At 35.2% G+C, this 23,800-nt stretch carries 22 protein-coding genes and 2 pseudogenes; 18 read left to right on the top strand and 6 right to left on the bottom strand.

Annotated features, from left to right (window positions below):
- Positions 1-22 precede the first annotated feature (22 nt).
- The 16 genes and pseudogenes from essC to trxB all read left to right on the top strand — a co-directional run.
- Positions 23-2,575, top strand: a pseudogene (gene essC / locus IGL48_RS05775) (type VII secretion protein EssC); the annotation flags it as partial.
- 14 nt (positions 2,576-2,589) lie between these two features.
- Positions 2,590-3,462, top strand: a complete 873-nt coding sequence (locus tag IGL48_RS05780; protein WP_010824601.1) for a DUF6232 family protein — start codon at positions 2,590-2,592, stop codon at positions 3,460-3,462.
- Between the two features lie 12 nt (positions 3,463-3,474).
- A complete protein-coding gene (locus tag IGL48_RS05785; RefSeq protein WP_002357790.1) occupies positions 3,475-3,921 on the top strand; it encodes a YwqH-like family protein in 447 nt (148 codons plus the stop codon).
- A gap of 19 nt (positions 3,922-3,940) precedes the next feature.
- Positions 3,941-4,213 carry a hypothetical protein gene (locus tag IGL48_RS05790; RefSeq protein ID WP_010824602.1) on the top strand — a complete coding sequence of 91 codons (273 nt, stop codon included), beginning with the start codon at positions 3,941-3,943 and terminating at the stop codon, positions 4,211-4,213.
- 13 nt (positions 4,214-4,226) lie between these two features.
- On the top strand, positions 4,227-4,871 hold the full coding sequence (locus IGL48_RS05795; protein ID WP_010824603.1) for a DUF4176 domain-containing protein: 645 nt from the start codon (positions 4,227-4,229) through the stop codon (positions 4,869-4,871).
- Positions 4,872-4,886: 15 nt separating this feature from the next.
- Positions 4,887-6,425 (top strand): T7SS effector LXG polymorphic toxin, encoded by a 1,539-nt coding sequence (locus IGL48_RS05800; protein WP_010824604.1) that lies wholly within the window; start codon positions 4,887-4,889, stop codon positions 6,423-6,425.
- On the top strand, positions 6,413-7,144 hold the full coding sequence (locus tag IGL48_RS05805; RefSeq protein WP_010824605.1) for a hypothetical protein: 732 nt from the start codon (positions 6,413-6,415) through the stop codon (positions 7,142-7,144). The genes IGL48_RS05800 and IGL48_RS05805 overlap by 13 nt, the downstream gene beginning before the upstream one ends.
- A gap of 25 nt (positions 7,145-7,169) precedes the next feature.
- Positions 7,170-7,868, top strand: coding sequence for a hypothetical protein (locus IGL48_RS05810; RefSeq protein WP_010824606.1), 699 nt, complete (start codon positions 7,170-7,172; stop codon positions 7,866-7,868).
- Entirely contained in the window at positions 7,865-8,572 is a 708-nt protein-coding gene (locus tag IGL48_RS05815; protein ID WP_048949507.1) for a hypothetical protein, read from the top strand. The genes IGL48_RS05810 and IGL48_RS05815 overlap by 4 nt, the downstream gene beginning before the upstream one ends.
- 8 nt (positions 8,573-8,580) lie before the next feature.
- Positions 8,581-8,953: pseudogene (locus tag IGL48_RS05820) on the top strand (T7SS effector LXG polymorphic toxin); the annotation flags it as partial.
- A gap of 743 nt (positions 8,954-9,696) precedes the next feature.
- The gene (locus IGL48_RS05825; RefSeq protein ID WP_010824608.1) at positions 9,697-10,392 is read left to right on the top strand and encodes a hypothetical protein; all 696 of its coding nucleotides are present in this window, start codon (positions 9,697-9,699) and stop codon (positions 10,390-10,392) included.
- Positions 10,380-11,099: a hypothetical protein gene (locus IGL48_RS05830; protein WP_048949361.1), complete on the top strand. Its 720-nt coding sequence runs from the start codon at positions 10,380-10,382 to the stop codon at positions 11,097-11,099. The genes IGL48_RS05825 and IGL48_RS05830 overlap by 13 nt, the downstream gene beginning before the upstream one ends.
- Before the next feature lie 239 nt (positions 11,100-11,338).
- Positions 11,339-11,785: a hypothetical protein gene (locus tag IGL48_RS05835; protein ID WP_002357783.1), complete on the top strand. Its 447-nt coding sequence runs from the start codon at positions 11,339-11,341 to the stop codon at positions 11,783-11,785.
- Positions 11,786-11,793: 8 nt separating this feature from the next.
- The gene (locus tag IGL48_RS05840; protein ID WP_002361728.1) at positions 11,794-12,243 is read left to right on the top strand and encodes a DUF5085 family protein; all 450 of its coding nucleotides are present in this window, start codon (positions 11,794-11,796) and stop codon (positions 12,241-12,243) included.
- A gap of 345 nt (positions 12,244-12,588) precedes the next feature.
- Positions 12,589-12,816, top strand: coding sequence for a hypothetical protein (locus IGL48_RS05845; protein ID WP_229236164.1), 228 nt, complete (start codon positions 12,589-12,591; stop codon positions 12,814-12,816).
- A 157-nt stretch (positions 12,817-12,973) separates the two neighbouring features.
- The gene (trxB, locus tag IGL48_RS05850) at positions 12,974-13,888 is read left to right on the top strand and encodes a thioredoxin-disulfide reductase (RefSeq protein ID WP_002357780.1); all 915 of its coding nucleotides are present in this window, start codon (positions 12,974-12,976) and stop codon (positions 13,886-13,888) included.
- 42 nt (positions 13,889-13,930) lie between these two features.
- Here the strand turns inward: trxB and IGL48_RS05855 are convergent, their stop codons facing one another.
- The 3 genes from IGL48_RS05855 to IGL48_RS05865 form a co-directional block, all read right to left on the bottom strand.
- Positions 13,931-14,392 carry a hypothetical protein gene (locus IGL48_RS05855; RefSeq protein ID WP_002355960.1) on the bottom strand — a complete coding sequence of 154 codons (462 nt, stop codon included), beginning with the start codon at positions 14,390-14,392 and terminating at the stop codon, positions 13,931-13,933.
- A gap of 196 nt (positions 14,393-14,588) precedes the next feature.
- Positions 14,589-15,089, bottom strand: a complete 501-nt coding sequence (gene camE / locus IGL48_RS05860; RefSeq protein WP_065420516.1) for a plasmid sex pheromone cAM373 precursor — start codon at positions 15,087-15,089, stop codon at positions 14,589-14,591.
- A gap of 118 nt (positions 15,090-15,207) precedes the next feature.
- The gene (locus IGL48_RS05865; RefSeq protein WP_048949368.1) at positions 15,208-17,547 is read right to left on the bottom strand and encodes an ATP-binding cassette domain-containing protein; all 2,340 of its coding nucleotides are present in this window, start codon (positions 17,545-17,547) and stop codon (positions 15,208-15,210) included.
- Between the two features lie 124 nt (positions 17,548-17,671).
- Between IGL48_RS05865 and IGL48_RS05870 the strand changes: the two genes are divergently transcribed.
- Positions 17,672-18,181: a MarR family winged helix-turn-helix transcriptional regulator gene (locus IGL48_RS05870; RefSeq protein ID WP_002365578.1), complete on the top strand. Its 510-nt coding sequence runs from the start codon at positions 17,672-17,674 to the stop codon at positions 18,179-18,181.
- 37 nt (positions 18,182-18,218) lie between these two features.
- On the opposite strand, the gene IGL48_RS05875 is transcribed toward IGL48_RS05870, so the two are convergent.
- The 3 genes from IGL48_RS05875 to IGL48_RS05885 form a co-directional block, all read right to left on the bottom strand.
- Positions 18,219-19,082: a sugar ABC transporter permease gene (locus tag IGL48_RS05875; protein ID WP_002360454.1), complete on the bottom strand. Its 864-nt coding sequence runs from the start codon at positions 19,080-19,082 to the stop codon at positions 18,219-18,221.
- A gap of 3 nt (positions 19,083-19,085) precedes the next feature.
- A complete protein-coding gene (locus tag IGL48_RS05880) occupies positions 19,086-20,429 on the bottom strand; it encodes a carbohydrate ABC transporter permease (RefSeq protein WP_002357775.1) in 1,344 nt (447 codons plus the stop codon).
- Positions 20,430-20,514: 85 nt separating this feature from the next.
- Entirely contained in the window at positions 20,515-21,765 is a 1,251-nt protein-coding gene (locus IGL48_RS05885) for an extracellular solute-binding protein (protein WP_002382263.1), read from the bottom strand.
- Between the two features lie 259 nt (positions 21,766-22,024).
- On the opposite strand from IGL48_RS05885, the gene IGL48_RS05890 reads away from it, so the two are divergent.
- The gene (locus IGL48_RS05890; RefSeq protein WP_010824611.1) at positions 22,025-23,791 is read left to right on the top strand and encodes a glycoside hydrolase family 13 protein; all 1,767 of its coding nucleotides are present in this window, start codon (positions 22,025-22,027) and stop codon (positions 23,789-23,791) included.
- Positions 23,792-23,800: the final 9 nt, after the last annotated feature.

The raw sequence follows: 23,800 nt of genomic DNA on the forward strand, positions 1-23,800 counted from the left end.
TTAAAACATATACTATTTGGCAAAGAGCGATACTTCTAAGTCTTTAGCAGTTCCTCTTGGTGTTCGTGGCAAAGATGACATTGTTTACTTGAACTTACATGAACGTGCCCATGGACTTGTCGCAGGAACGACTGGCTCTGGTAAGTCTGAAATCGTTCAAAGTTATATGTTGTCATTAGCTGTTAATTTTGCTCCAGAAGATGTAGGTTTTTTACCTATTGATTTTAAAGGAGGCGGAATGGCTAACTTATTTGCAAAATTACCTCATTTGTTGGGTTCGATTACTAACTTAGATGGAGCTAGTTCAGCTAGAGCATTACAAAGTATTCGTGCAGAACTACAAAAACGGCAACGAAAATTTGGAGAATACGGGGTTAACCACATCAATGGTTATACGAAATTATATAAACAAGGAAAAGAAATTACTGACCCAGAAGAAAAGAAAAACTATCCAAGTGAGCCATTACCCCATTTATTTTTAATCAGCGATGAATTTGCTGAATTAAAAGCCAATGAACCAGATTTCATGGCAGAACTTGTCTCTACTGCACGGATTGGTCGTTCGTTAGGTGTACATTTAATTTTAGCGACACAAAAACCAAGCGGCGTAGTTGATGACCAAATCTGGTCAAACTCACGGTTTAAGCTGGCATTAAAAGTTGCTGACGCCAATGATTCCAATGAGATTATTAAAACCCCAGATGCTGCTAGTATTACTCAACCGGGTCGTGCTTATTTGCAAGTAGGGAATAATGAAATTTACGAATTATTCCAATCTGCTTGGAGTGGTGCTAACTATGATCCATTCGCTACCAAAGAAGAAAAAGTGGATGAAAGGATTTGGTCAATTAATCAATTAGGACAATACGAATTATTAACTGCCGACCTTTCCGAAGAAGAAGAGGTTTCTATTAAAACGGAGGAAGAGTTAACACAATTAGACGCAATTGTTGAAGAAATTGCCAAGCATGCGGAAGAAAGTCAAGCAACTTTACCAGAGAAACCTTGGTTACCTCCATTAGCAACAGAAATTGTTTCACCACTTTTTAAAACGCAATGGCAAGAACAATGAGAACTTTCTGTTCCTTTTGGTTTTATGGATATTCCAGCAAAACAAGAACAAGTCAATTTCAATTTCGATTTGCACGAATTAAATCATACTGCCTTATATGGTTCACCAGGGTTCGGTAAATCAACAGCTTTGCAAACCCTAGTAATGAACTTTGCTCGTAAAAATACACCAGAACAAGTTCAATTTAATTTGTTTGATTTTGGTACAAATGGGTTGTTACCATTGAAAAAATTACCACACGTTGCTGATTTAGTCCGTTTGGAAGAAGAGGAAAAATTAGTTAAATTCTTAAAACGAATTCGTAAAGAAATTCAAGAGCGTAAAGATGCCTTTACTGAATACGGTGTTGCTAGTTTAAATCAATACGAAGAAAAATCAGGACAGAAATTACCAGTGATTGTTACGATTGTAGATGGGTTTGATGCAGTCAAAGAAAGCCCATTAGAAGATCCAATTGAATCTGTTTTAAATCAATTGCTACGAGAAGGAGCAAGTGTTGGCTTGTATACCATTATTACGGTCCTAAGAACAAATAGCTTTAAAATGAGTATGACAAGTAATATCCCAACACATATCGGTTTGTATTTAGTAGAAGAAGATGCGATTCGTGATGTTGTTGGACGAGAAGCTTTGATTCCACAAGAAATTATGGGACGTGCACAAGTGAAATTGGAACAGCCGCAAGAAATTCAAATCTATCTACCAACAGAAGGGGAAAATGATATCGCTCGTTTAAACCGTTTAGAACAAGAAATTGAAAAGATGAGCCAAAAATGGGGCGGTGAACGACCGCTACCAATCCCAATGTTACCGAAAACAATCGCTATGGCGAATCTATACAATCATCCACACGCTCAACAAATGCTGGAAAATATGGAGTTCCCTATTGCCTTTGATAAAGAAACGACTAACATAGTGGGCTTCAAACCAACAGAACATGGTTATTTTGTGATTGGTGAGGATACACCACAACAAAATGAATCTGTTGAAAAAGTGATTATCGAAGACATGAAGCATTTTAGAGGGCGTGCCGAACGGATTATCTTTAACCATAGTGACCGTTTTGGCGGTTATGCAGATAGCTTTGATACAGTGATCGCAGGAACTGAATATGGAAACTTTGTCAATGAATTACTACAGGAAATTGAACAACGACAAATGATTAGTGAGTATGAACCGATGTTGATTTATATTCCCGAAGCGCAACAATTTGTCGAAAAATCCTTTATTAGTGCTGAAAACCTAAATATCCTACTGAAAAAAGGTAGCAAAGTCGCGATGTATTTTATTTTCCAAACCAATCAAAAATTATTGGAAAACAGTTTTAATGATGCCGATAAATTATTACGTGCTAATATCCCAGCGGGTATGGTTGGTACCAGACTCGCAGACCAAAGCTTTGTTAAAACGAAAAGTGATTATAATGAACCTGCCGTGGAATTGGATGAATCTCATTTCTTTGAAGGTCGAACAGCAATGCGGGTGAAGTTAGTAAGTGAATAAAAAGGAGTGGAATTATGAATAATGAATTGTCAAAATTAATTGATATGAAAAAGAGCGAAGAAGAAATTGAAACAAATCATTTTATTATCAAAGATAACATTTTAAGGTTTGATCATCTAACTTTACAATTAAGTAACATTTCCAGAATATATGCTGGAACTAAGCGGATGAGAATTCCTGTGATGGCGATAAGCATTTTTGTTTTAGCTTTTGGAACTATTCGGTTTGAAGGATTACGTTGGATTAGTTTAATTATTATGGGATTGACAGGATTGTATATCTATATGGTTTATCAAAGACATCAAAGTAATAAAGAATATTTAATCTTTCAACTAAATTCTGGAGATAATTACTCCCTTTATTTTCAAGATGCTGAATTTTTAAACAAAGTCCGTAATGCAGTTGAAGCAGCATTCAATCACAAAAATATGTATTCAGAAATCAATATTGCGGAACAAAAAATTATTCAAGGAAATCACCATGTAATTCATGGCAACCAGGCCAACCTAAACACAGGGATTCAACAAGGCAATACAATGCATTCGAATAATCATGAAGAACATTCGTCAACTACTGTTGGGGATATCACAGATAGTACTATTCATCATTCGATATTTGGCAACCAGAATCATCAAAAAAATGAACAACCTGTTTATGATTGGCCGGTACTTGAAGCTAATTTTAAAGCAGTCATCACTTCATTGAAAAATGAAGACGAAACAAAACAAGTCAACAGGCAAGCGCTAAAAGCTGTTGAAAAAAAAGACGCAAAACAATTTGAGACAATCATTAAAATGAATCGGAAAATTTTTACGTCCAATCTATTTTTAAATACTGCTAGTGGTGTATTGGCTCAAGTGATTTCAACGATTTTAGGGATTCGATAAAGGAGGAACCTCATGAGTGATGAAGCAATAAAAGCGCAAAAAAGAGCACTGGCAGCCGGAAAGCGTGCTGAAGCCAGTCATTTAAGTAGTCAGGTCAACATGGCACAAGCCAACAAAAATCAAATTGATCAGAAAATTCGAGAATTAGAAAAAGCAATTCGTGAATTAAGTCGAGAGATTCTTAGTATTCATCAATTGAAATCAACCGTTTCTAGTCAGTTAAAGAGTATTTCTGGAAGTAATTTTAAAGGCACACGACGGAATAAGTATAATGAAAAAGTTAGAAAAGTAGATAGTGATTTATCAAAATATGCCACAAAAAATCAAGAAAATTTACAAACGTTTCAACGGAAATTGTCTAACTTACAAGAAGAAGCGCAACGTGAAGCCATGACAATCAGTTCATTAAATTCACAAATTTCGGCACTATTATCAATAGCAATGAGTTTGGATTCTTAATAAAGGAGTGAAAAAAATAATGAAAAGCGGTGTAAATTTATCGGAATGGATGCAATCTGTCAATAAAGCAAACAGCACAATTTCAAGAATTGGCAAAATGAAAACTGTATCTTTTTCTCAAACAAATGCGCGACCTTTTACAGAATTCAAAACAATGATAGAGCAAATCAATTCTTCTCTAGAAAGTTACAAAGAATTTGCAAAAGGAAGCACCAATAAAATGATTGCTGCCGGAAAAAATAAAGCCAATGATGATAAAGCGGGAGCTGCTACTATGAAAATTAGTCAATAAGGAGTGAAGAAAAATGAATCAACAACAAAAGGAGTTGTGGGTGGCTACTATAGAAAGTAGTAACCTGACTGGAGAAATAACAAAGGACACCATAAACGAACTCGGTTTAATTTTGGGCGGTCAACCCCAATTAGCTCAAAATATTTATCAAAGTTTCCTCAATCAAACCACAAGTTATGAACATAAACAAAGAATTGGCGCGATTATTCATATTAGTTTTGATTACGAAAAGGAAAGAGTCACTTTTGCTTGGTTAAAAAAACAAGTTGTATTGACCGTGCCACAATTTAAACGATTTATGGGTTTCGTTGATACAATTTTTACAGAAATCTATCCAATTGGAACCATTGTCGAATTAGATGAAGAATTATTAACCGAAGATGTTAAAGCGCTTTTTACTACAGATGAATTAGGTTTATTTGTTTCTGTTCAAGGGAGAAAATTAACCATTCCAGAAACGCAAATGATGATTGATTACGTAGGAACTTTATGGCCATTTGGATTACAAGCAGAGGTGGAGCCAATTTATTTTAACTCGGTCATGGTAAAACGAGTTATCTCAGAAGGGCCTACTAATGCGTACGAGGAAAAGTTTACTTTTGAAGTTTTGAGAAAACAATTGGTGCAAGATGAAAAATATTCGTGTACGTATGTCTAATGAGGAGGTGGACAAATGAAAATTAATATGCGTGAAGTGATGGAAGCTAAAAACAAAATTACTTCTTCTAGAAATAAACTACAAGCAGAAATCAATCGTGCCAAAAGCGATTGGAAAACAGTCCAAGGAAGTGATGCTTTATCTGGAAAAGTCAAAACAGCTATTAATGGTGAAATTGGTAATTATCAACTACCGATGCTAACCAATTATTATGATCTTTTACATACAATAGCACAAGAAATGGAAAAAACAATTAGTGATTTTAAAGCTAGTGTGAAGGAAAATAGTGAATCAGCCATCATTGATACAGATGCCTTAAATGAAGCGAAAGGAAAATTTTCAACATCGTTATCAAATTTTGCGAAATTAGATAAGAAAATTAGCAACATCTACAGTTCTGTAGCACATATCGCCCCTATTTCCGCACCATCCAATCAATTTAATAAAAAAATGGAAGAGGCTAAGAAAATTTTGACGGAAACGCTGAAAGGCATGGATACCTTTAACGGACACAAAGCAGACAGTGCTGTTAAAGACAAACTAGCCCAACAATCCAGCCAAATCGCGAAAGTCGGAGGATTAAGCTATACCAATCCCAAATCATTGGAAATATTTACGGATAAAACATTTAAAAATGAAATAAAAGAAGCGCATAAAAAAGTCCAGGAAGAAGAAAAAGATAGACTTGCTTTTGAAAAAGACCATCAAATTTTAATGGCTATGGATGGTAATTTAACAGAAGAAAAGTTAGACGAACTAGATAAATTAATTAAGCATGCGATAGCAAAAGGTGTTGTTTCAGGAAAAAAATATATAAACCATATGAAAAAATTATACATTTCTAGTCGTATCAAACGTCTGCCAAATGGAAAATTGGTAATGAGACGAGCAAAAGGCTGGCTAAAAAAATTAGATCAATTAGCAGATATTGATGATTATGTGCCAAAAGGTCACCGGTCATTAAGTATCACTGCATCGGGGACCGCAAAGGAATTTACTAAACTAGGAGATAAATTATTAGGCAAATTAGATTTAGTAGATAAGAAGTCTATTCTAAGAGAATCTGGTGAAGCTTTTAGTAAAGCAAGTATTAAAGGAGTCGCAAAGGGAACTCTAAAATCAATGGGTAAATCGTTAAAGAAAGGGGTTTCTTTTGGCGTTAACGGTGTTGTGAAAGATGCCAAAGCATTAATCAATGCAAAAGGTGCAGGAAAAATTATTCCCGGATTAAACATAGCGGCAGGTGCTGTGGAGGTTGTGCAAGGAATAAGCAAGAGTGAGAAACAAGCCAGAAAAGACGGATTGAAAGGGCAAGAAATTACCGCAAGTAAAGTTGGCGGTGCATTGGTGGATGTCGGGAAAGTGGCGGTGACAACGGCGGCGATAGGAGCGGCTGGGGCAGCTTTGGCTACAGCACCAGTATGGGGTGTTGTAGTAGCAGGCATAGTTGCGGGTTCACTAGTTAATTATGTAGATTCTAAATGGAAAGTAACTAAAAAACTTAAATCAGGAGTTAATTCAATGATAAAAGGAGTGTCTGGATGGTTCAAATAAAAGAAATCTTTAAAAACTTCCTTCCAAACTTTTATAAAAAAACTAGCAAAAAAATATATACAAAAAAATCTTTTTTGATTGTTGTAGGATCTTATTTTTCCTTTCTTATTTTTTGGTTAGTGGGTAAGTGGGCAGGAAATTCAGAAGGAGTTATATCTAAGGCATCTAATAGTTTTATCAATACTTTTTCGTATTTAATGATATTAATTATTTTATTTAATATCATTGGCTTTCTTTTATTTGATAAAAAGATTGAATTTCAGAAATATTTTGCTTTAGGTTTGTATTTTTCGGGAATGTTCTTTTGTGTATGTATAGTCGCTTTATTAACTTCTTTAGTGAATGGGTCTTATGAAACTTTTATCTTTAAATTGTTTTTTGTAATCATTCTTGTAACTATAGAGGTTCTATATAATTTTATACTGGTGAGTATTTCGCTGTCTAAATCAAATTTGTCTATTCGAGATAAAGGAGCCAATTACTATATAAATTTGATAACAATAATAGGTGGTATTTTGATTGTTTTAGCAACTCAAATAAATAATGAAAATCTTCTTCATACTGGAATGTTAATGGCAATAAGTAGTTTTTTATGTGTTGGAATTTTCCATTTCCCTCGCGTAATACGATATTGGAAGAAACCACCAGAGATTGACCTAAACAAATCTATATATGGAAATTCCATTGAAATGATGAAGAACAAGAAAACAAAAAAATAGCTATATTTCTTCCAGAATTAAACGAATGTCAGACGGCACTTTAGTCATCAAAAAAGCCGGGAAATGGTTGAGTAAGTTTGATAAACTAACCGGAATTGATAAATATATGAGAAAAGGCAAAGACTTTACTCGGCTAAGCACCTCAGGCGGTTTAAAACAATTTACTGATTTAGGTGATTCATTACTGGATAAATTGAAGTTAGTGGATAAAAATGTTGTATTAAAAGGATCAAAACAAGCATTCAAAGAATCAGTTAAAGGAATTGGCAAAGGAACTTTAAAGAGTGCTGGTGGTGCGTTGAAAAAAAGCGTAAGTTTTGGGATTAATGGTGTTGTGAAAGATGCCAAAGCATTAGTCAATGCAAAAGGTGCAGGAAAAATTGTGCCAGGGTTGAACATAGCTTTAGGAGCTGTAGATGTCGTTCAAGGAATAAGCAAGAGTGAAAAACAAGCCAGAAAAGACGGATTGAAAGGGAATGAAATTACCGCAAGTAAAGTTGGCGGTGCATTGGTGGATGTCGGGAAAGTGGCGGTGACAACAGCGGCGATAGGAGCGGCAGGTGCTGTAGCAGGATTTTTTGGCGCTCCTGTTGTGGTTGTTGTAGGAGCAGGTATGCTCGTAGGGGCATTGGCTGACTTTTCTATAAAAAAAAGCAAAGTTGTTAATAAAGCAAAGAAAGGTGTAAACTCCTTAGTAAAAGGAGTTTCAGGATGGTTTAAATGAATAAAATTATAGACAATTTCATACCAGATTTTTATAAAAAAATTAGCAAGAAAGAATTTAAGATGAATTCGTTTTTATTAGCTGTAGGTGGTTACGGTACATTAATTACAATTCTATTAATCTTTCAATTGACTGATACAAGATCTATTTTTGACAATTCTTTTTCTAGAAATTTATTTGTAGGGATGACAGGAATATTATTAATAAATTTAATTTGTATATTTTTGTTTAAAAATAAGCATATACAAAAATATTTGGTAATAGTTGTCTATTTGTCTGGGGTAGTATTTTTATTTTTTATGCTTGCTACAGTAACGTTGTTGATAGAGAATTCTTTAGAAGTATTTTTAAAAGAAAGTATAGTTATTTTAATTGGAGTAGTAATTGGTTTTCTGTACAATTTATTTTTAGTAAAAATTTCTTTAAAAAAGCAAGATTTCTCAATTAGAGATTTATTTGCAAATTACTATATGAATATTTTAGGAGGAATAGGTACAATTATCTTATTATTATCGACAACAATTGATAATACAAAATTACTTTTTATAGGTGTGCCATTTGTTGTAATATCGTTATTATGTTTAAGCTTTTTTCACTTTTCACGAGTAGTAAGCTATTGGAAAAAAGAGTCAAATATAGAGTTAGATAAATCTATTTATGGAAATTCCATTGAAATAATGAAGAAAAGGAAAAATAAAAAGTAGTAACTACTATAAGTTTGGGGATTAACGGTGTCGTGAAAGATGCCAAGACCTTAGTCAATGCAAAGGGTGCAGGAAAAATTGTGCCGGGGTTGAACATAGCTTTAGGAGCTGTAGATGTCGTTCAAGGAATCAGCAAGAGTGAGAAACAAGCAAGAAAAGACGGATTGAGAGGGCATGAAATTACCGCAAGCAAAGTTGGCGGTGACAACGGCGGTGATAGGAGCGGCTGGTGCTGTAGCAGGATTTTTTGGCGCTCCTGTTGTGGGTGTGGTAGGAGCAGGTATTGCAATGTCCTGGGGAATAAATTTCTTAGATAAGAAGTTTAAAGCAACAGAAAATTTAAAACATGGAGTTAATTCAATGATAAAAGGCATTCGGGGTGGGGAAAATGAAAGATATAATAAAAAATTACATTCCAAATCAATACAAAATAAGGAGCAAGAAAAAAATAACAACCAGAACAATAAAAAGAGGCTTGTATATACTTTTAGCTACATTCTTATTGCAGATTTTTTATTATGTATTTGGTAATGATATAGTAATTGATAAGCTATTTCTAGATATATTAACCTTTATCACTATATTTATAATAGTTGTAAATCTAAGTATATATTTAAATTATGTTTTCAAAAGCAGTATAAATAAGTGGGCAGGAATTTTTTTCTATGTATCTATGATAGTGGATATATTTTTGATACTAGGTTGTATATCATTTTTATTAGATAATTCTTTTGAAACTTTTGTCGAAGTTAGTATAGCTACTTTAGTTACATTTGTAATAGCTGAAATTTTATATCTATTCTCTATTAAACGCTCAGTTATCAAAAATAATTATAAAATAAGAGATAAATTTTTTAACTTTCTGCTCAATGGAGTTAGTTTATTAGGGATAGTATTTCTGTTTATATCAGATTTTACAGATAATTGGTTTTTGGGAATCTTAGGTTGTGCATGTATTTTAATCATGACTCTTCTTTTAGCAACTATTCATTTAAATAGAATCCTTCTTCTGTGGAAACCAAATAATTCGAATAATGATCAAACGTCAATCTATGGTAATTCAATTGAAATGATGAAGAACAAGAAAACAAAAAAATAGCTATATTTCTTCAAGAATTAAGTGAATGGCAGATGGTAAGTTGGTCATAAATAAAGCTGGAAAATATCTAAGCAAACTAGATAAATTAACAAGGATTGATAAATACGTAAAACAAGGGAAATCATTTACACGCCTAAGCACCTCAGGCGGTTTAAAACAGTTCACTGATTTAGGCGATTCATTACTGGATAAATTGAAGTTAGTGGATAAAAATGTTGTATTAAAAGGATCAAAACAAGCATTCAAAGAATCAGTTAAAGGAATTGGCAAAGGAACTTTAAAGAGTGCTGGTGGTGCGTTGAAAAAAAGCGTAAGTTTTGGGATTAATGGTGTTGTGAAAGATGCCAAAGCATTAGTCAATGCAAAAGGTGCAGGAAAAATTGTGCCAGGGTTGAACATAGCTTTAGGAGCTGTAGATGTCGTTCAAGGAATCAGCAAGAGTGAGAAACAAGCCAGAAAAGACGGATTGAAAGGGCAAGAAATTACCGCAAGTAAAGTGGGTGGTGCATTGGTGGATGTCGGGAAAGTAGCAGTGACAACGGCGGCGATAGGAGCTGTATCGGCGGGTGTAGCTACATTTGCACCAGTTTGGGCTGTTGTGGGGGCAGGGATAATAGTTAGCCAAGGTTTAAACTGGGCTGATAAACAAATGAATATAACAAAAAATATAAAATCAGGAGTTAACTCTATGATAAAAGGAGTATCTGGATGGTTCAAATAATATCTAATTTTATACCAAAATTTTATGAAAAAAATAGCAAAAAGAAATATACTATAAAGTCTTTTTCGTCAATGTTGGTTTGTTATATAGTGTTTATCACAATTTTTTTGTTAACTTATTGGTCAGGAAATAAAGAAAAAATATATAATCGTCATACAATAATTTTTGCTAATGTTCAATTAGGGATACTTATATTTTTTGTTGTATTAATAGTAACGGGTACAGTCGTATTTAAAAGTAATCAAAAACAAAAGTATATAGTAATAATTCCGTATATCTCATTGGTAATGTTGCTACTTCTCACAGTATCATATTTCTCGATTTTACTAAGTAATACTGTTGAAAAATTTATTGTTGGTGAATTAATGGTTTTATTACTTTGGATATTAGGGATAATCATCAATAGTATATTAGTGTATCTCTCCCTAAAAAATAATAATTTTGATATCAGAGATAAGTATGCAAACTATTATATCAATTGTTTATCCATTTTAGCTATAATAGGTGCCATGGCTTCTACTGCATTGGATAATATTAATCTTTTTTATTTAGCATTGGTAGTAATGGTATCAGCCTTGCAATTTGCTTTAACTTTTCAAATACCAAGAATATTACAATATTGGAAAAAAGAATCAGAAAAAAATGAAAATACATCTGTATATGGGAATTCAATTGAAATGATGAAGAACAAGAGAACCAAAAAATAACTATATTTCTTCCAGAATTAAACGAATGTCAGACGGCACTTTAGTCATCAAAAAAGCCGGGAAATGGTTGAGTAAGTTTGATAAATTAACTGGCATTGATAACGATATGAGAAAAGGCAAAGACTTTACTTGACTCCAAGCACGCAAGGAGGCTTAAAACCAGCCTTCAAAGATTCAATCAAAGGAATTGGTAGGTATTGAAAAATTTAAAAATAGATCGATTTTAGGAAATTAATTTAATGAAAAGAGGGAAAAAGATGATTGAAAAAGTTTCATTGGAAATGAACAATTTAGTGTATATTGAAAAACGAGCAACAACAGATCAATTAGTGGATTTAATTTTACAATCAGAAGAATTAACTTATGAAGAAGGTTTTTATAAAAATGGACCAACAATGATTGAACTAAAACCAACTGAATTAAGTGAAGAAGAACAAACGTATAAATTTTATATTCCTGTGAATGAGCCAGTTGAAAGTGGCGAGATTTTTACTGTAGAAAATATTCATTATGATCATCTAGTTCGTAAAAGAATTCCTTTTGATGATGAACTTGGCGCTAATATTGAGGAAATGACGGATTACTTGCTGGAACAAAAGATTGAATTTGATGATAAATTATTGTTGGTAATGACCTTAGTTTATGATGAATATTGGGTAGATGTTTTAATCCCAACAAAAGAGTAGGTGAAAAAATGAGAAAAACGATTGGCTATAAACAATCATTACATTATCAAAATGTCATCAGTCGTTATTATGTAACGACTTCAGAGGAGATGGGTCGTTGTTTAGAAGATGCTTTGGAAACAATTTTTGAAGCAGATTATTCTTTATCAGACAGCTTTTTCTATTCAATGAATTCTGACATTCGTGAAGAAGAATTGCTGATTCAAGTTTTTTTACCTGTCAATGAAGAATGCCAAGAGAATCTTCCAGCAGAATATCGTTTCCAATCTTATTTTCAGGTGAACAATATGTTAGCAACTAGAGCAAAAGGCGATAAGTTATCTGAATTCTCTAAAGCATTAGAAGAGTTAATCACTATAGTTGTTCAGGAAGATTTGACAATTGTTTCACCAATTTTCTATTGTCCGCAAGTAATAGATAATAAGGTATACACTGATTTGATGATTGGTGTTAAATAGTTTTGTACTGATTAGAGTTTTGTCGTAAGGAAAGAGAAGATAAAAGTTTATAAATGAGGAAGAGATATTTGAAGTGAGACTGACTAAGGCAGATGGGTACAAAAAAATTGGTATAGGACTAGGTGTTATTTTTGTCACACTTAGTTGCTTGGTATGGTTTTACTTTCCACTCTATAAAAATCCAGTGACAAGTAATATAATTTTTTTGTTTTTTTAACAGTAGTGGCTATACTAATCAGTGCTTTATCCTTACTTAAATTAATATGTATGTTTGCTTTTTTGATAATCGAAACTGGGATTAATGAGACTAAGTATATCAGAAAATATGGTGGCATTTTATATAGAATGGACAGTCATGGTTTGTCATATCATGAAAAGGGATTTCTAATAGTGCGTGGTTGGTCGGAGGTCATTGATGTAGGACTTTTCAGACAAATGGAAAGTGAGGTTATTTATAATTATCAAATAAAATTTAGTGATGGTGATAGACACACTTTTGATTTAAGAGGGAATTATCCAACGATAGCATTCAAAGAAAAAATTGAAGAATTCTGGTTTAAATACAATAGCTAAATTAATCTTCCTTCCCCCTCCTAGAAAACACAAAACCGTGGTACAATAACTTACGTAATAGACACACCTACTCCGAATGTCAAAAAAGGGCAGAAAAGTAGACAAGAAATTGTTTAAGGAGTAAAGTAAACTTACTTAAAATTTTGGGGGAAATAAAATGTATGATGTAATTATCATTGGTGCCGGTCCTGCTGGGATGACGGCAGCACTTTATGCATCACGGTCTAATCTTTCTGTATTGATGATTGAACGCGGTGCGCCTGGTGGGCAAATGAACAACACTGCTGAGGTAGAGAATTACCCAGGCTTTGATTCTATTATGGGTCCAGAATTGGCCTATAAAATGTATGAAAATGTAGAAAAATTTGGTACGGAAAATGCGTATGGCATTGTGATGGGCATCGAAGACCACGGATCCTATAAAGAAGTGATTTGTGATGACAAATCTTATGAAGCTAAAGCGGTAATTATTGCAACAGGCTGTGAACACCGAAAATTGGGTGTAAAAGGCGAAGAAGAATTTGCTGGCCGTGGTGTTTCTTATTGTGCCGTTTGTGACGGTGCCTTCTTTAAAAATAAACGCTTAGTAGTTGTTGGTGGCGGCGATTCTGCAGTTGAAGAAGCAATCTATTTAACACAATTTGCTTCTGAAGTAGTGATTGTTCACCGCCGTGATGAATTGCGTGCGCAAAAAATCATTCAAGATCGTGCCTTTGCAAATGAAAAGATTTCCTTTGTTTGGGATACAGTTGTCGAAGAAATTGTTGGCAATGAAATGGTCGTGACAGGTGTGAAAGCCCGGAATGTCAAAACAGATGAAGTTTCTGAAATTGAAGCAAACGGCGTGTTCATTTACGTGGGGCTAGATCCATTAACAGAACCATTTAAGAAAGCTGGTATTACGAATGAGGCTGGTTGGATTGAAACAGACCAAGAAATGAGAACAAAAATTCCTGGTGTTTATGCCATTGGTGATGTCCGTGAAAAAACATTGCGTCAAATCACGACAGCGGTCGGTGAAGGCGGTATTGCTGGACAACAAGTATTTAACTATATTGAAGAATTAAAATAAAAAAATGCTTTTGCCTTTAAGAATAAGGGCAAAAGCATTTTTTTAATAGGTTCCTTTAATGACAAAATAAGAGCCGCGAATGGTTCCAGCTAATTTTGATTTTTGACGAGCAAATTTGAATTTTCCTTCAAATTCTGCAGGGATTGCCATACCATCTGAAAGTTTAAACCCAACGGCGCGTTTGCCTTCCTCAGCTAATGTGTACATCACGTTAACTGCTAAGCCGTTTTCATAAAATACATAGGCCATTTTTATGCCATCTAAAGTGAAAGAAGAAATTTCAAGTGGCTTGTAAGGGAAATGTAATTCTCGTTCTAATAAAATTTTTTCAATCCAGGCCAATGTTTCTGGAGCTTCAGAGGCAGGGACGGTCGTAAAGCGATGTTTGTATTTATTCCAAAAATAGCGAGCTTCATTCGCTCTTAGTCCAGCAAGGGCAGGTGCCACTGGTGAACTTTCTAAACCAATAGTGGCTACTTCTTTAAAATCAACTGTATAAACCATGAATTGATACTCCCATCTTTTCTTTTAAACTAAGTATAACGGTAGCAGGGGTAATGAACAATTATTATTACTTAAAAGAATGAAATTGGGACAGAACGATCGGCTTCAGAAAATGTTAAGGTTTCCGAATGCGTAGGTTCTGTCCCAAAGAGTATTTTAAGATTTGGTTATTTCGTGATAAGTTATACGCTTGTGCTTATTTATTGGCATCTAAGGTAACTTTTTCATCTGCCTTAGTCGTTTTAACATCTACTGTATAAACAAGTTTATTGTTATTTTTGGTTAACTTCCAAGTCAAAATACGTGGAGAAAGTCCTCCAACTTCTTTTTTTGCTTTGGCTAAGACGTCGTTAACAGCGCCTAATTCTTTGACTTCAGCAGCTGAAAAGGCTGTCTCGTTTTCGCCAAGTTGATTTGCTTCAGTATTTTTGGTGACTTTTCCTGTTTCAGGATTCACGTAAAGTGTTTCTGTATCGTTGGTAAAGATATAGCTGTAGTCACTTGCTGGTTCTGTATCAAATTGGACATTTACTAATGGTTTGCTGTTGCCAGCTTCTTTTTCGTAGATTTCAGCAGCTTGCTGCAAACTAACTTTGTACTTAGTATCTGTGACAGCATCTTTTCCTATGCCACAACTAGCTAAAATAAAAATAGCTCCTAAAAGTGAAAAAAATAGTAAAAATGGTTTTTTTAACATGAAATTACCTCGTTTCCTTTTATTAAGTATTCACAATCATTTAGTATACGGAGGTTTTATAAAAATTACAAACAAAAAATAATCCTTTAAGAGAAATTAAAGGATTATTTTTTGTTATTTATTCTGCACGTAAAGCAACTGCCGCATCTTTTTTCGCTGCCATTCGGGCAGGAATATGGCCACCAATCATGGTTAAGATTGTGCTAATTACAATCAAAATAATCCCGTGAATTGGATTTAAGGTGGCAACATTTTCTAAATCAGTCAGGTTATAGAGCACTGCATTGATCGGAAATGTTGCGAGAAAGGCAATGACAACACCAAGAATACCAGAGGCAACGCCTAAAATAGCAGTTTCGGCATCGAACACCCGGGTAATATCTTTTTTACGAGCTCCTAACGCTTTCAGAATACCGATTTCTTTGGTCCGCTCAATGACAGAAGTATAGGTGATAATCCCAATCATAATCATACTTGTAACAAGGGAAATCCCAGCAAATGCAATCAGCACATAGGTGATGGCATCCATTAAACCACCTGTTAAGCGGGTCATTGTTCCAGCTAAATCAGAATAGATGATTTGGTCTTTTTTATCTTTTCCTTTGTTATAAGCATCTAAATAATCAAGAATTTTATCTTTTGATTTGAAATCGTTTGGATAAATCATAATACTTGAAGGGATTTCGTTCGCTCCTAAATAAGACAACAGGTTTTCTTTCGCGGAAGCATCTAATGTTTCGTTAGTCATAACGTTAGTGTTGCTGGCTTCTTGCGCTTTAACAATGTCAGAGGTTTTGTTTTTGGCAATCATATTAGTTGAAAGTGCATCGCTATAAGCAATTCCAGGTGCTAATAGATTCATTGTTGAAGAATCTTTAATTCGCAAAATCCCTGAAATTGTTAATTCGGTATTTTCTGGATTACCGTAAACAGCTTGCAAATCTTGGTTAGGAATGAAGTTGCCTGTCGGTAATTTGGTGTAAAATGCATTATTATTGGCTAATTTCATTTTTGTGCCAACAATGTCTGAAAAGGCAATCTTTTGATTATCTTTCACGTCAAAGCCAAGATTTTTTAAAGCATTAATATTGGTGGTATTGTTACTATCGACGATTAAAACGACATCGGTTTCTTTTTCTGGATAATTTCCTTCAAGCAACGAGTAATTGTCTTTTAAGAAATTGTTTTTTCCATTTTCTAGTTGTTTAGGAAAAGCAGAAACGCCGACGCCAGTTTGGGCAGCCATCATAGAAGCCATCGCGTTTGATTGGCCGTCGGGTGCATCGTTTGAAAATTTGACAGCTTGTGCTTTCCCGTTGATTTCTCTTAATAAGTTCATATTGACTAGACGAGTATAGCCGATATTATTACTTAATTCAGGATCAATGTGATTGACATAGTCAATAAACTTTTGATCAATTAAATTCGTGTGTTGCGCACGGTCCGCATCGCTAATTTTAGCAGTCACTTCTTTTTCTTTCGGGAAGGTGCCTTTTTTGTCCTGATTATTGAAACTTTCTGGATCTTGATCTGTCGCTATTTTAGAAATGGTAATCGGAAATTGCGCTAACGTTTCCGACTGAGTTTTATCAATTTGTTTCTGGAATCCTGTTGAAAGAGAAAGGACAATCGCGATACTGATAATTCCGATACTTGAAGCAAAGGCGGTTAAAAAAGTTCGCCCTTTTTTAGTGCGGATATTATTAAAAGATAAACGCAGCGCAGTCGTGAATTTCATTTTGGTGCGTTTCAATTCGAAAGGTTCTTTTTTTTCATGTTCAATATGAGGACGCGAGTCATGACGAATTTGGCCATCTGAAAATTCAATAATTCGATCAGCGTATTCATGAGCTAATTCAGGATTGTGGGTCACCATAATGACTAATTTTTCTTTCGAAAGTTCTTGGATAAGTGCCATAATTTGCAGGCTAGTTTCTGAATCCAATGCACCAGTTGGTTCGTCACAAAGTAAAATATCGGGATCATTAGCTAAAGCACGAGCAATGGCAACCCGTTGCATTTGACCGCCAGATAATTGGGAAGGTTTTTTATGGATATGGTCCTTCAAACCGACACGGATGAGTGCATCTTCGGCTTTTTGGCGTCTTTCTGCTTTTGAAATACCACTCAGTGTCATACCAAGCTCGACATTATCCAAAATCCCTTGATGACTAATTAAGTTGTAACTTTGAAAAATAAAACCAATTGAGTTATTCCGATAAGCATCCCAGTCGGCTTCTTTAAAATTTTTTGTTGATTTGCCGTTAATGATTAAGTCACCAGAATCGTAATTGTCCAATCCGCCAATCACATTCAACATCGTCGTTTTACCAGAGCCGCTGGGACCCAGAATGGCTACAAATTCTTGTTTTCGAAAAGCGACAGAGACGCCATCTAAAGCTTTAGTGGTCGTTCCGCCGACAGTATAATATTTTTTTATATCTTTGAGTTCTAGCATATTTTTCGCATCCTTCTTCCAATTTATCAACAACACAACCTTAAGTTAGTGTATAACGTAACATAATAGTTAACAAAAATCAATCATTACCATTTGATAATCAAGTGAATTTAGTATACACTAGGTGGGAAACGAGGGAGAACATATGGATAAAGAGAAGCATTCATCAAATTTAGATATTAGTGTCTTTACTGAAATTTTTTCATATATGAGCCAATTGCTTTTTAAAGACCTAGACTTGGAGGATCTAAAATTAACCAAGTTAGACATGTTAATTTTATTAATTGTGGCAACAAATGAAGGAATTAGTATGACGGAGTTAGCCAACCAAGTAGGAACGTCGAAAGTTCAAGTGAGTCGCTCTATTGCGGGGTTAGAAGAACGAGCGATTGTTCAACGTCGCCATAATCAAGAAAATCGCCGCGTGGTTAATGTTTATACGACAAAAGAAGGCGAGAAGCTCTTTAAGCAAAAAGAAAATCAAGTAAAACAGCAACTATCTGAAACGCTTAGTGTTCTTTCCTTAGAGGATTATCAAGAGGTCAATCAACACTTTTTGGCGGTCATGAAAATTTTGTCCAATTATCAAGCGCTACGAAGAAAAACGTGTAAGGAAAACAACGCCAAAAAATAAAAAACATCGTTTGGCTATAAACCAAACGATGTTTTTTCTAGCCTTTGACAGAGCCAGAAGTCACGCCTTCTACATAGAAACGTTGCATTAATATAAATAAAATAGTAATTGGAATGGCAATCAGCACACATCCTGCTGTAAAAGCCATGAATAGTGAATTGGCTGTTGATTTGGTCATCATCGAAAAGAGACCAATCGCAACGGTGTAATTTTCAACTTTATCACCCATAATAACTTTTGCGAAAATAAAATCCATCCAAGGGCCCATGAAGGCGGTTAAAGAAGTATAGACAATAATTGGTTTCGACAATGGCAACGTAATTTTTGTGAAAATTTGCCACTTGTTGGCACCGTCAATCATAGCCGATTCGTCTAAAGCCATCGGAATGGTATCGAAGAACCCTTTGGCGATGTAAAAACCTAGCGCCGAGCCTGCAGAGTAAACCAGAATTAAAGCGAATAAACTTTCAGTTAAATTTAAGGCTTTTAAAATATAGTAAACGGCAATCATGCTCATAAAACCAGGGAACATATTTAAAACGAGCGCCACTTTTAAAAATGGTTTTCTTAAGCGGAAACGCAACCGTGACAGCGCATAAGCCATTGCGATTGTAATAAAAGTTGATAACAGACAGCTTGCGATGGAGACGAACAAGGTGTTCAAAAACCAACGGACAAAGGGGAAGTTGCCAGTCTGATTTGTTAATAATACTTTATAATTTTCTAAAGTGAATGTTTTGGGAATGATATAGGGAACAAATGCACCGCCTTCGCCACGAAAACTTGTTAAGATAATCCACACAATGGGGAACATCCAAAAAACTGCTAAAATGGTTAGAATGATATAAACGCTGGTAAGTGCAGTGCGTTGTTTTTTCTGGTAACTTTTTGCTTTAGCCATAAGTTACGCCTCCTTAAATGAATTCGTCCGTGTATAGGCAATTAAACTGAAGACTGCGGAGAGAATGAAGATTAAAATACCAATCACAGAGGCTAAATTGTAATCCATTGTATCGACAGTCAATTTGTATAGCCAGGTAACTAAAAGGTCAGTTGAGCCTGCACCGTAGAAGTTAGAATTGGCTGGCCCACCGCCTGTTAATAGATAAATGACATTGAAGTTATTGATGTTGCCAATAAACTGTTGAATCAGCGCCGGGGTCATCACAAATAGAATTTGTGGAAACGTAATACTTTTAAAAATTTGCCATTTATTTGCACCGTCAATTCTAGCTGCTTCGATTTGATCTTCAGGAAGGTTTTGGATAATCCCTGTAGAGATTAACATCGTAGCAGGAATACCAATCCACATATTGACAACAATAATGGTTAATTTTGCCCAATTCGGATCTGTTAAGAAGGGGATAGAAGAATCGATTAAGCCCCAGTTTAACAACAGAGCATTGATAGGTCCGGAACCATTTAAGAGGTTTCGCATAATTAAAAGTGAAACAAACGGAGGTACGGCCATCGTGATGACAAAAATAGTCCGCCAAAACGCTTTATATTTTAAGCCTTTTGTATTGATAAGCAAGGCTAAAATGATTCCAAAAAAGAAACAAGTTGCGGTTGCGAAAACAGCCCAAATCAAGGTCCAGCCAAGTACTGGAAAGAACGTTGAAGCCATATCGCCTGTGATTACATTGCCTAGATTTGCCAATCCAACCCAAGTAAAAAGGTTTTTCGGTGGCAAATGGTTATGGTCGTAGTTGGTAAAGGCAATGGAAATCATATATAACAACGGCAAGATGGTAAAGAAAAGAACGCCTAGTAAGGGAATCGTCATTAAAGTTGCATGGAAACGTTCGTTTAACAAGCTACGTAAATCATCCATAGTTGTTGGAATTTTTTTGCCGGCTGTCTTTAATTCATATAGGTGACGGGCGCTTTTTAAATTGATTACATATAAAATGATTAGCGATAAACAGACTAAAATTGCTGCAATTCCGAATAATAATAAGAGCATTGAATTATCGCCTTCTTTTAGAACTTCAATCCCTAAAGAATCATCATATACTAATCCTTGCTGTTGGGTCCCTAGTGTTCCTAGCATCATTAATGCGTGGAAACCATTACGGATTAACCAATAGATAAAGCCAATTTCAGCTGTTAAAAAGATGATTCCCTTTAACCACTGCTTGTTGGCGAAGTTTGCAGCACCCATAACTAAAAAAGATAGTTTTGTAGCGAAGTCGCCTTTTTTAAAGACCTCTCGAAATGACGTCTGGGCTTTCTTTTTCTTGAACATCTTCGTTCACTCACTTTCTACTTAAATAAAAAAGATAGAGGAAATGGGACAGCAGATTGAAGCTCGTCCCATTTCTTTACTCTTTTTATTCTTTTGCTTCTTTTGATGTGTCTTGGACTAATTTATCTAATTTTGCTTGATAGTCCGCAGGTTTGATATTGCCTTTGTACGTATCATTGATCACTGCATCCATCGCAGGCCAGAATGAAACGATTTCTGGGATTTTTGGCATTACCACAGAGTGGGTTGGTTGCGCCATTTCTAAGATAGCTTTTGCAACAGTATCTTGTGTGATTTCTTCGTTTGTTTGTAATTTTTTGTTTGAAGGGACAAAGCCGATTTCTTTGAAGTAAGTCATTTGTGCTTTTTCACTGGTTAAATAGTTTGCTAATGTCATTGCGGCCAATGGTGCTTGTGTTTGTTGGTTGACAGCAAAACTACGAACGCCCAAGAAAGCTTTCATTTGTTTTTCTCCATTGCCAAAATCAATGGTTGGGTAGGCAGCGGCCCCCATTTTGTCGCCAAGAGCTTTTTCTACATCGTTTTTAGACCAAGGGCCGGAAAGGAAGGCATCCGTTTTGCCAGAACCTAGATTAGACAATGCTTCTGTATTTGATTGGATCACACCAGGATTATTTTTTTGATCGGCAATCCATTGTAATACTTCTATACCTTGTTGGTTGTTAAAGTTGGTACCTTTTGGATCTTCGCCATTTTCACCATATAAGTAATCGCCGTTACTCATAAATAAAGGACCAAAGATATAATTTGCGCCATCTTCGCCAAAATTGGTACCGATTTTGCCTTTTTCAGTTAAAGACTTCCAAGTTTTGATTTCCTCTGGAGAATACGTATCTTTGTTATAATAAAGAACTTGTGACTCTACGGCATAAGGGTAGGCATAGACTTTGTCTTTCCAAGTGACCCCTGCAACTGCTGAGTCGATATTGTTTTCTTTGACTTCTTTTTCATATTTTGTGTTAGGGTAAATCAGACCAGCTTCTGCCATTTGACCAATTTGATCATGTGGCATCATGAAAACATCTGCGGCAGCTTTAGGATCTTTTGCAATGTCTTTTTTAGCATCTGCCGAATTTCCAGCAGTTAAGTTAACTTTAATATCGGGGTTTTCTTTTTCAAAATCGGCGACAACTTTTTTAAAGACGCCCATATATTCAGTATCAACCCATAATTTTACGTCACCAGCTGCTTTATTTGCTGAACCGCTTTCATTTTCAGCTTTCGTTTTTTCTGCACCACCACAGGCAGTAAGTAAAACCGCGGAAGCACTTAAAAGGATACCGCCCATTAAAATCTTTTTCCAATTCGCTTTCATTTTTGAACCCTCCAAAAATTATTTTTTACAAGTCTTATTATGCAACCGATTGCGGAAATAATCAAGTGTTTTTCATCGAGAAAGTTAAAAAAGTTTTTTTGTTATAAATAACATACTGTTTATTTAAAGTGGTGTATACCACTAATTGAGCATTTTAAATAAAAAAATAAAAAAGGGTATACAAATGCAATCGTTTGCGCTAAAATGTGTTCGAGTATTAGAAAATACACGAAAAGCGACAATTAAAGGAGAGAATTAAATGAACACTGCTGCAATCTACCATCGTCCAGAAAGTGAATTTGCTTATCTTTATACAGAAGAAACAATGCATATTCGTTTGCGTACGGCAAAAGGCGACATTGCCTCTGTCCAATTAGTGCAAGGAGATCCTTATCTTTTAGGGAAAGAAAAGTGGTACCAACAGTCGTTAACCATGGAGAAGTTAGTATCTACGGAGTTATATGATTACTGGTTTATTGCATTAAGTGCAAAATTTAAACGCCTTTCATATGCTTTTACTTTAGTAGGGACGGATGGCTTGACGGCGTTTTATGGCGAACACGGCATTTATCCTTTAGAAGAAAAGTATTTAGAGATGGCGAATAATTATTTTCGGATGCCGTATTTTCATGAAGTCGATCGTTTTAAAGCACCTGAATGGGTGAAAGAAACGGTTTGGTATCAAATATTTCCAGAGCGTTTTGCAAATGGTGATCCCACCAATGATCCTGAAGGGACGTTGCCGTGGGGATCTAAAAGACCAGATCGACAAGATTTTTTTGGTGGGGATTTGCAAGGGGTGCTAGATCATCTTGATTACATTGAAGATTTAGGTGTTAACGGCTTATATTTTTGCCCAATTTTTGAAGCGTTTTCTAATCACAAATATGATACGATTGATTATTTAAAAATTGATCCAGCTTTTGGTGATAGCACTACCTTTAAGCGTTTAGTCGAAGAGTGTCATCGACGGGGCATTAAGATTATGTTGGACGCCGTTTTTAATCATATGGGGGACACTTCGCCTCAATGGCAAGATGTGTTAAAAAATGGCCAGGACTCAATTTATGCCGATTGGTTCCACGTAAATGAGTTTCCAGCTAGCTATGAAGAAAGTGCTGATTTTGAAGAAGCAAGCAACATTACCTATGATACTTTTGCATTCACTCCGCATATGCCTAAATTAAATACAGCAAATCCAGAAGTGCAAGCCTATCTTTTAGAAATTGCTCGTTATTGGATTGAGGAATATGATATTGACGCCTGGCGTTTAGATGTGGCAAACGAAGTGGATCATGCGTTCTGGAAAAAATTCCGGCAAACATGTGATGACGCAAAAGAAGATTTTTATATTTTAGGAGAAATTTGGCACTCGTCGCAAAGCTGGCTCCAAGGAGACGAATTTCATGCAGTGATGAATTATGCATACACAGATGCGATTATGGGCTACTTTGTCAAGCAAGAACTGTCCTTGGAAAAGATGCTCTCTGAAATGAACAACCAGTTAATGCTCTATCGACAACAAACGAATCAAATGCAGTTTAATGTTTTAGATTCCCACGATACACCACGCTTATTGCATGAAACGAAAGAGGATAAAGAGCTGATGCGCCAAGTATTAGCGTTTACGTATATTCAACCAGGCGTCCCTTGTCTTTACTATGGTGATGAAATTGGTATGACAGGTGATATGGATCCTGATTGTCGTCGTTGTATGGTTTGGGAGGGAAATCAGCAAGATTTGGATTTGAAGGAATTTGTAAAATCATTGATTGCCCTTCGCAAAAAGTATGCGGCTGTTTTTTCTGGTGGAACAATCGATTGGACAGGAACTTCTTTTGAAACGGGGTTGATTAGACTCGCTTGTCGTTTGGAGGAACAAACGATCTATGGGATTTTTAATACTGGCCAAGAGACACAATTTGTTGATAGAACTGATCGAGAAGTTTTGCTAAGTTCTTCTATCGAAACTGCTTCAGAACAGATAATGGTTTTACCAAAAGGTTTTCTTTTATATCAAGCATAATAATTAAGC

This window comes from Enterococcus sp. DIV1090 (genome assembly GCF_050537975.1).
GTDB classification, from domain to species: domain Bacteria; phylum Bacillota; class Bacilli; order Lactobacillales; family Enterococcaceae; genus Enterococcus; species Enterococcus faecalis.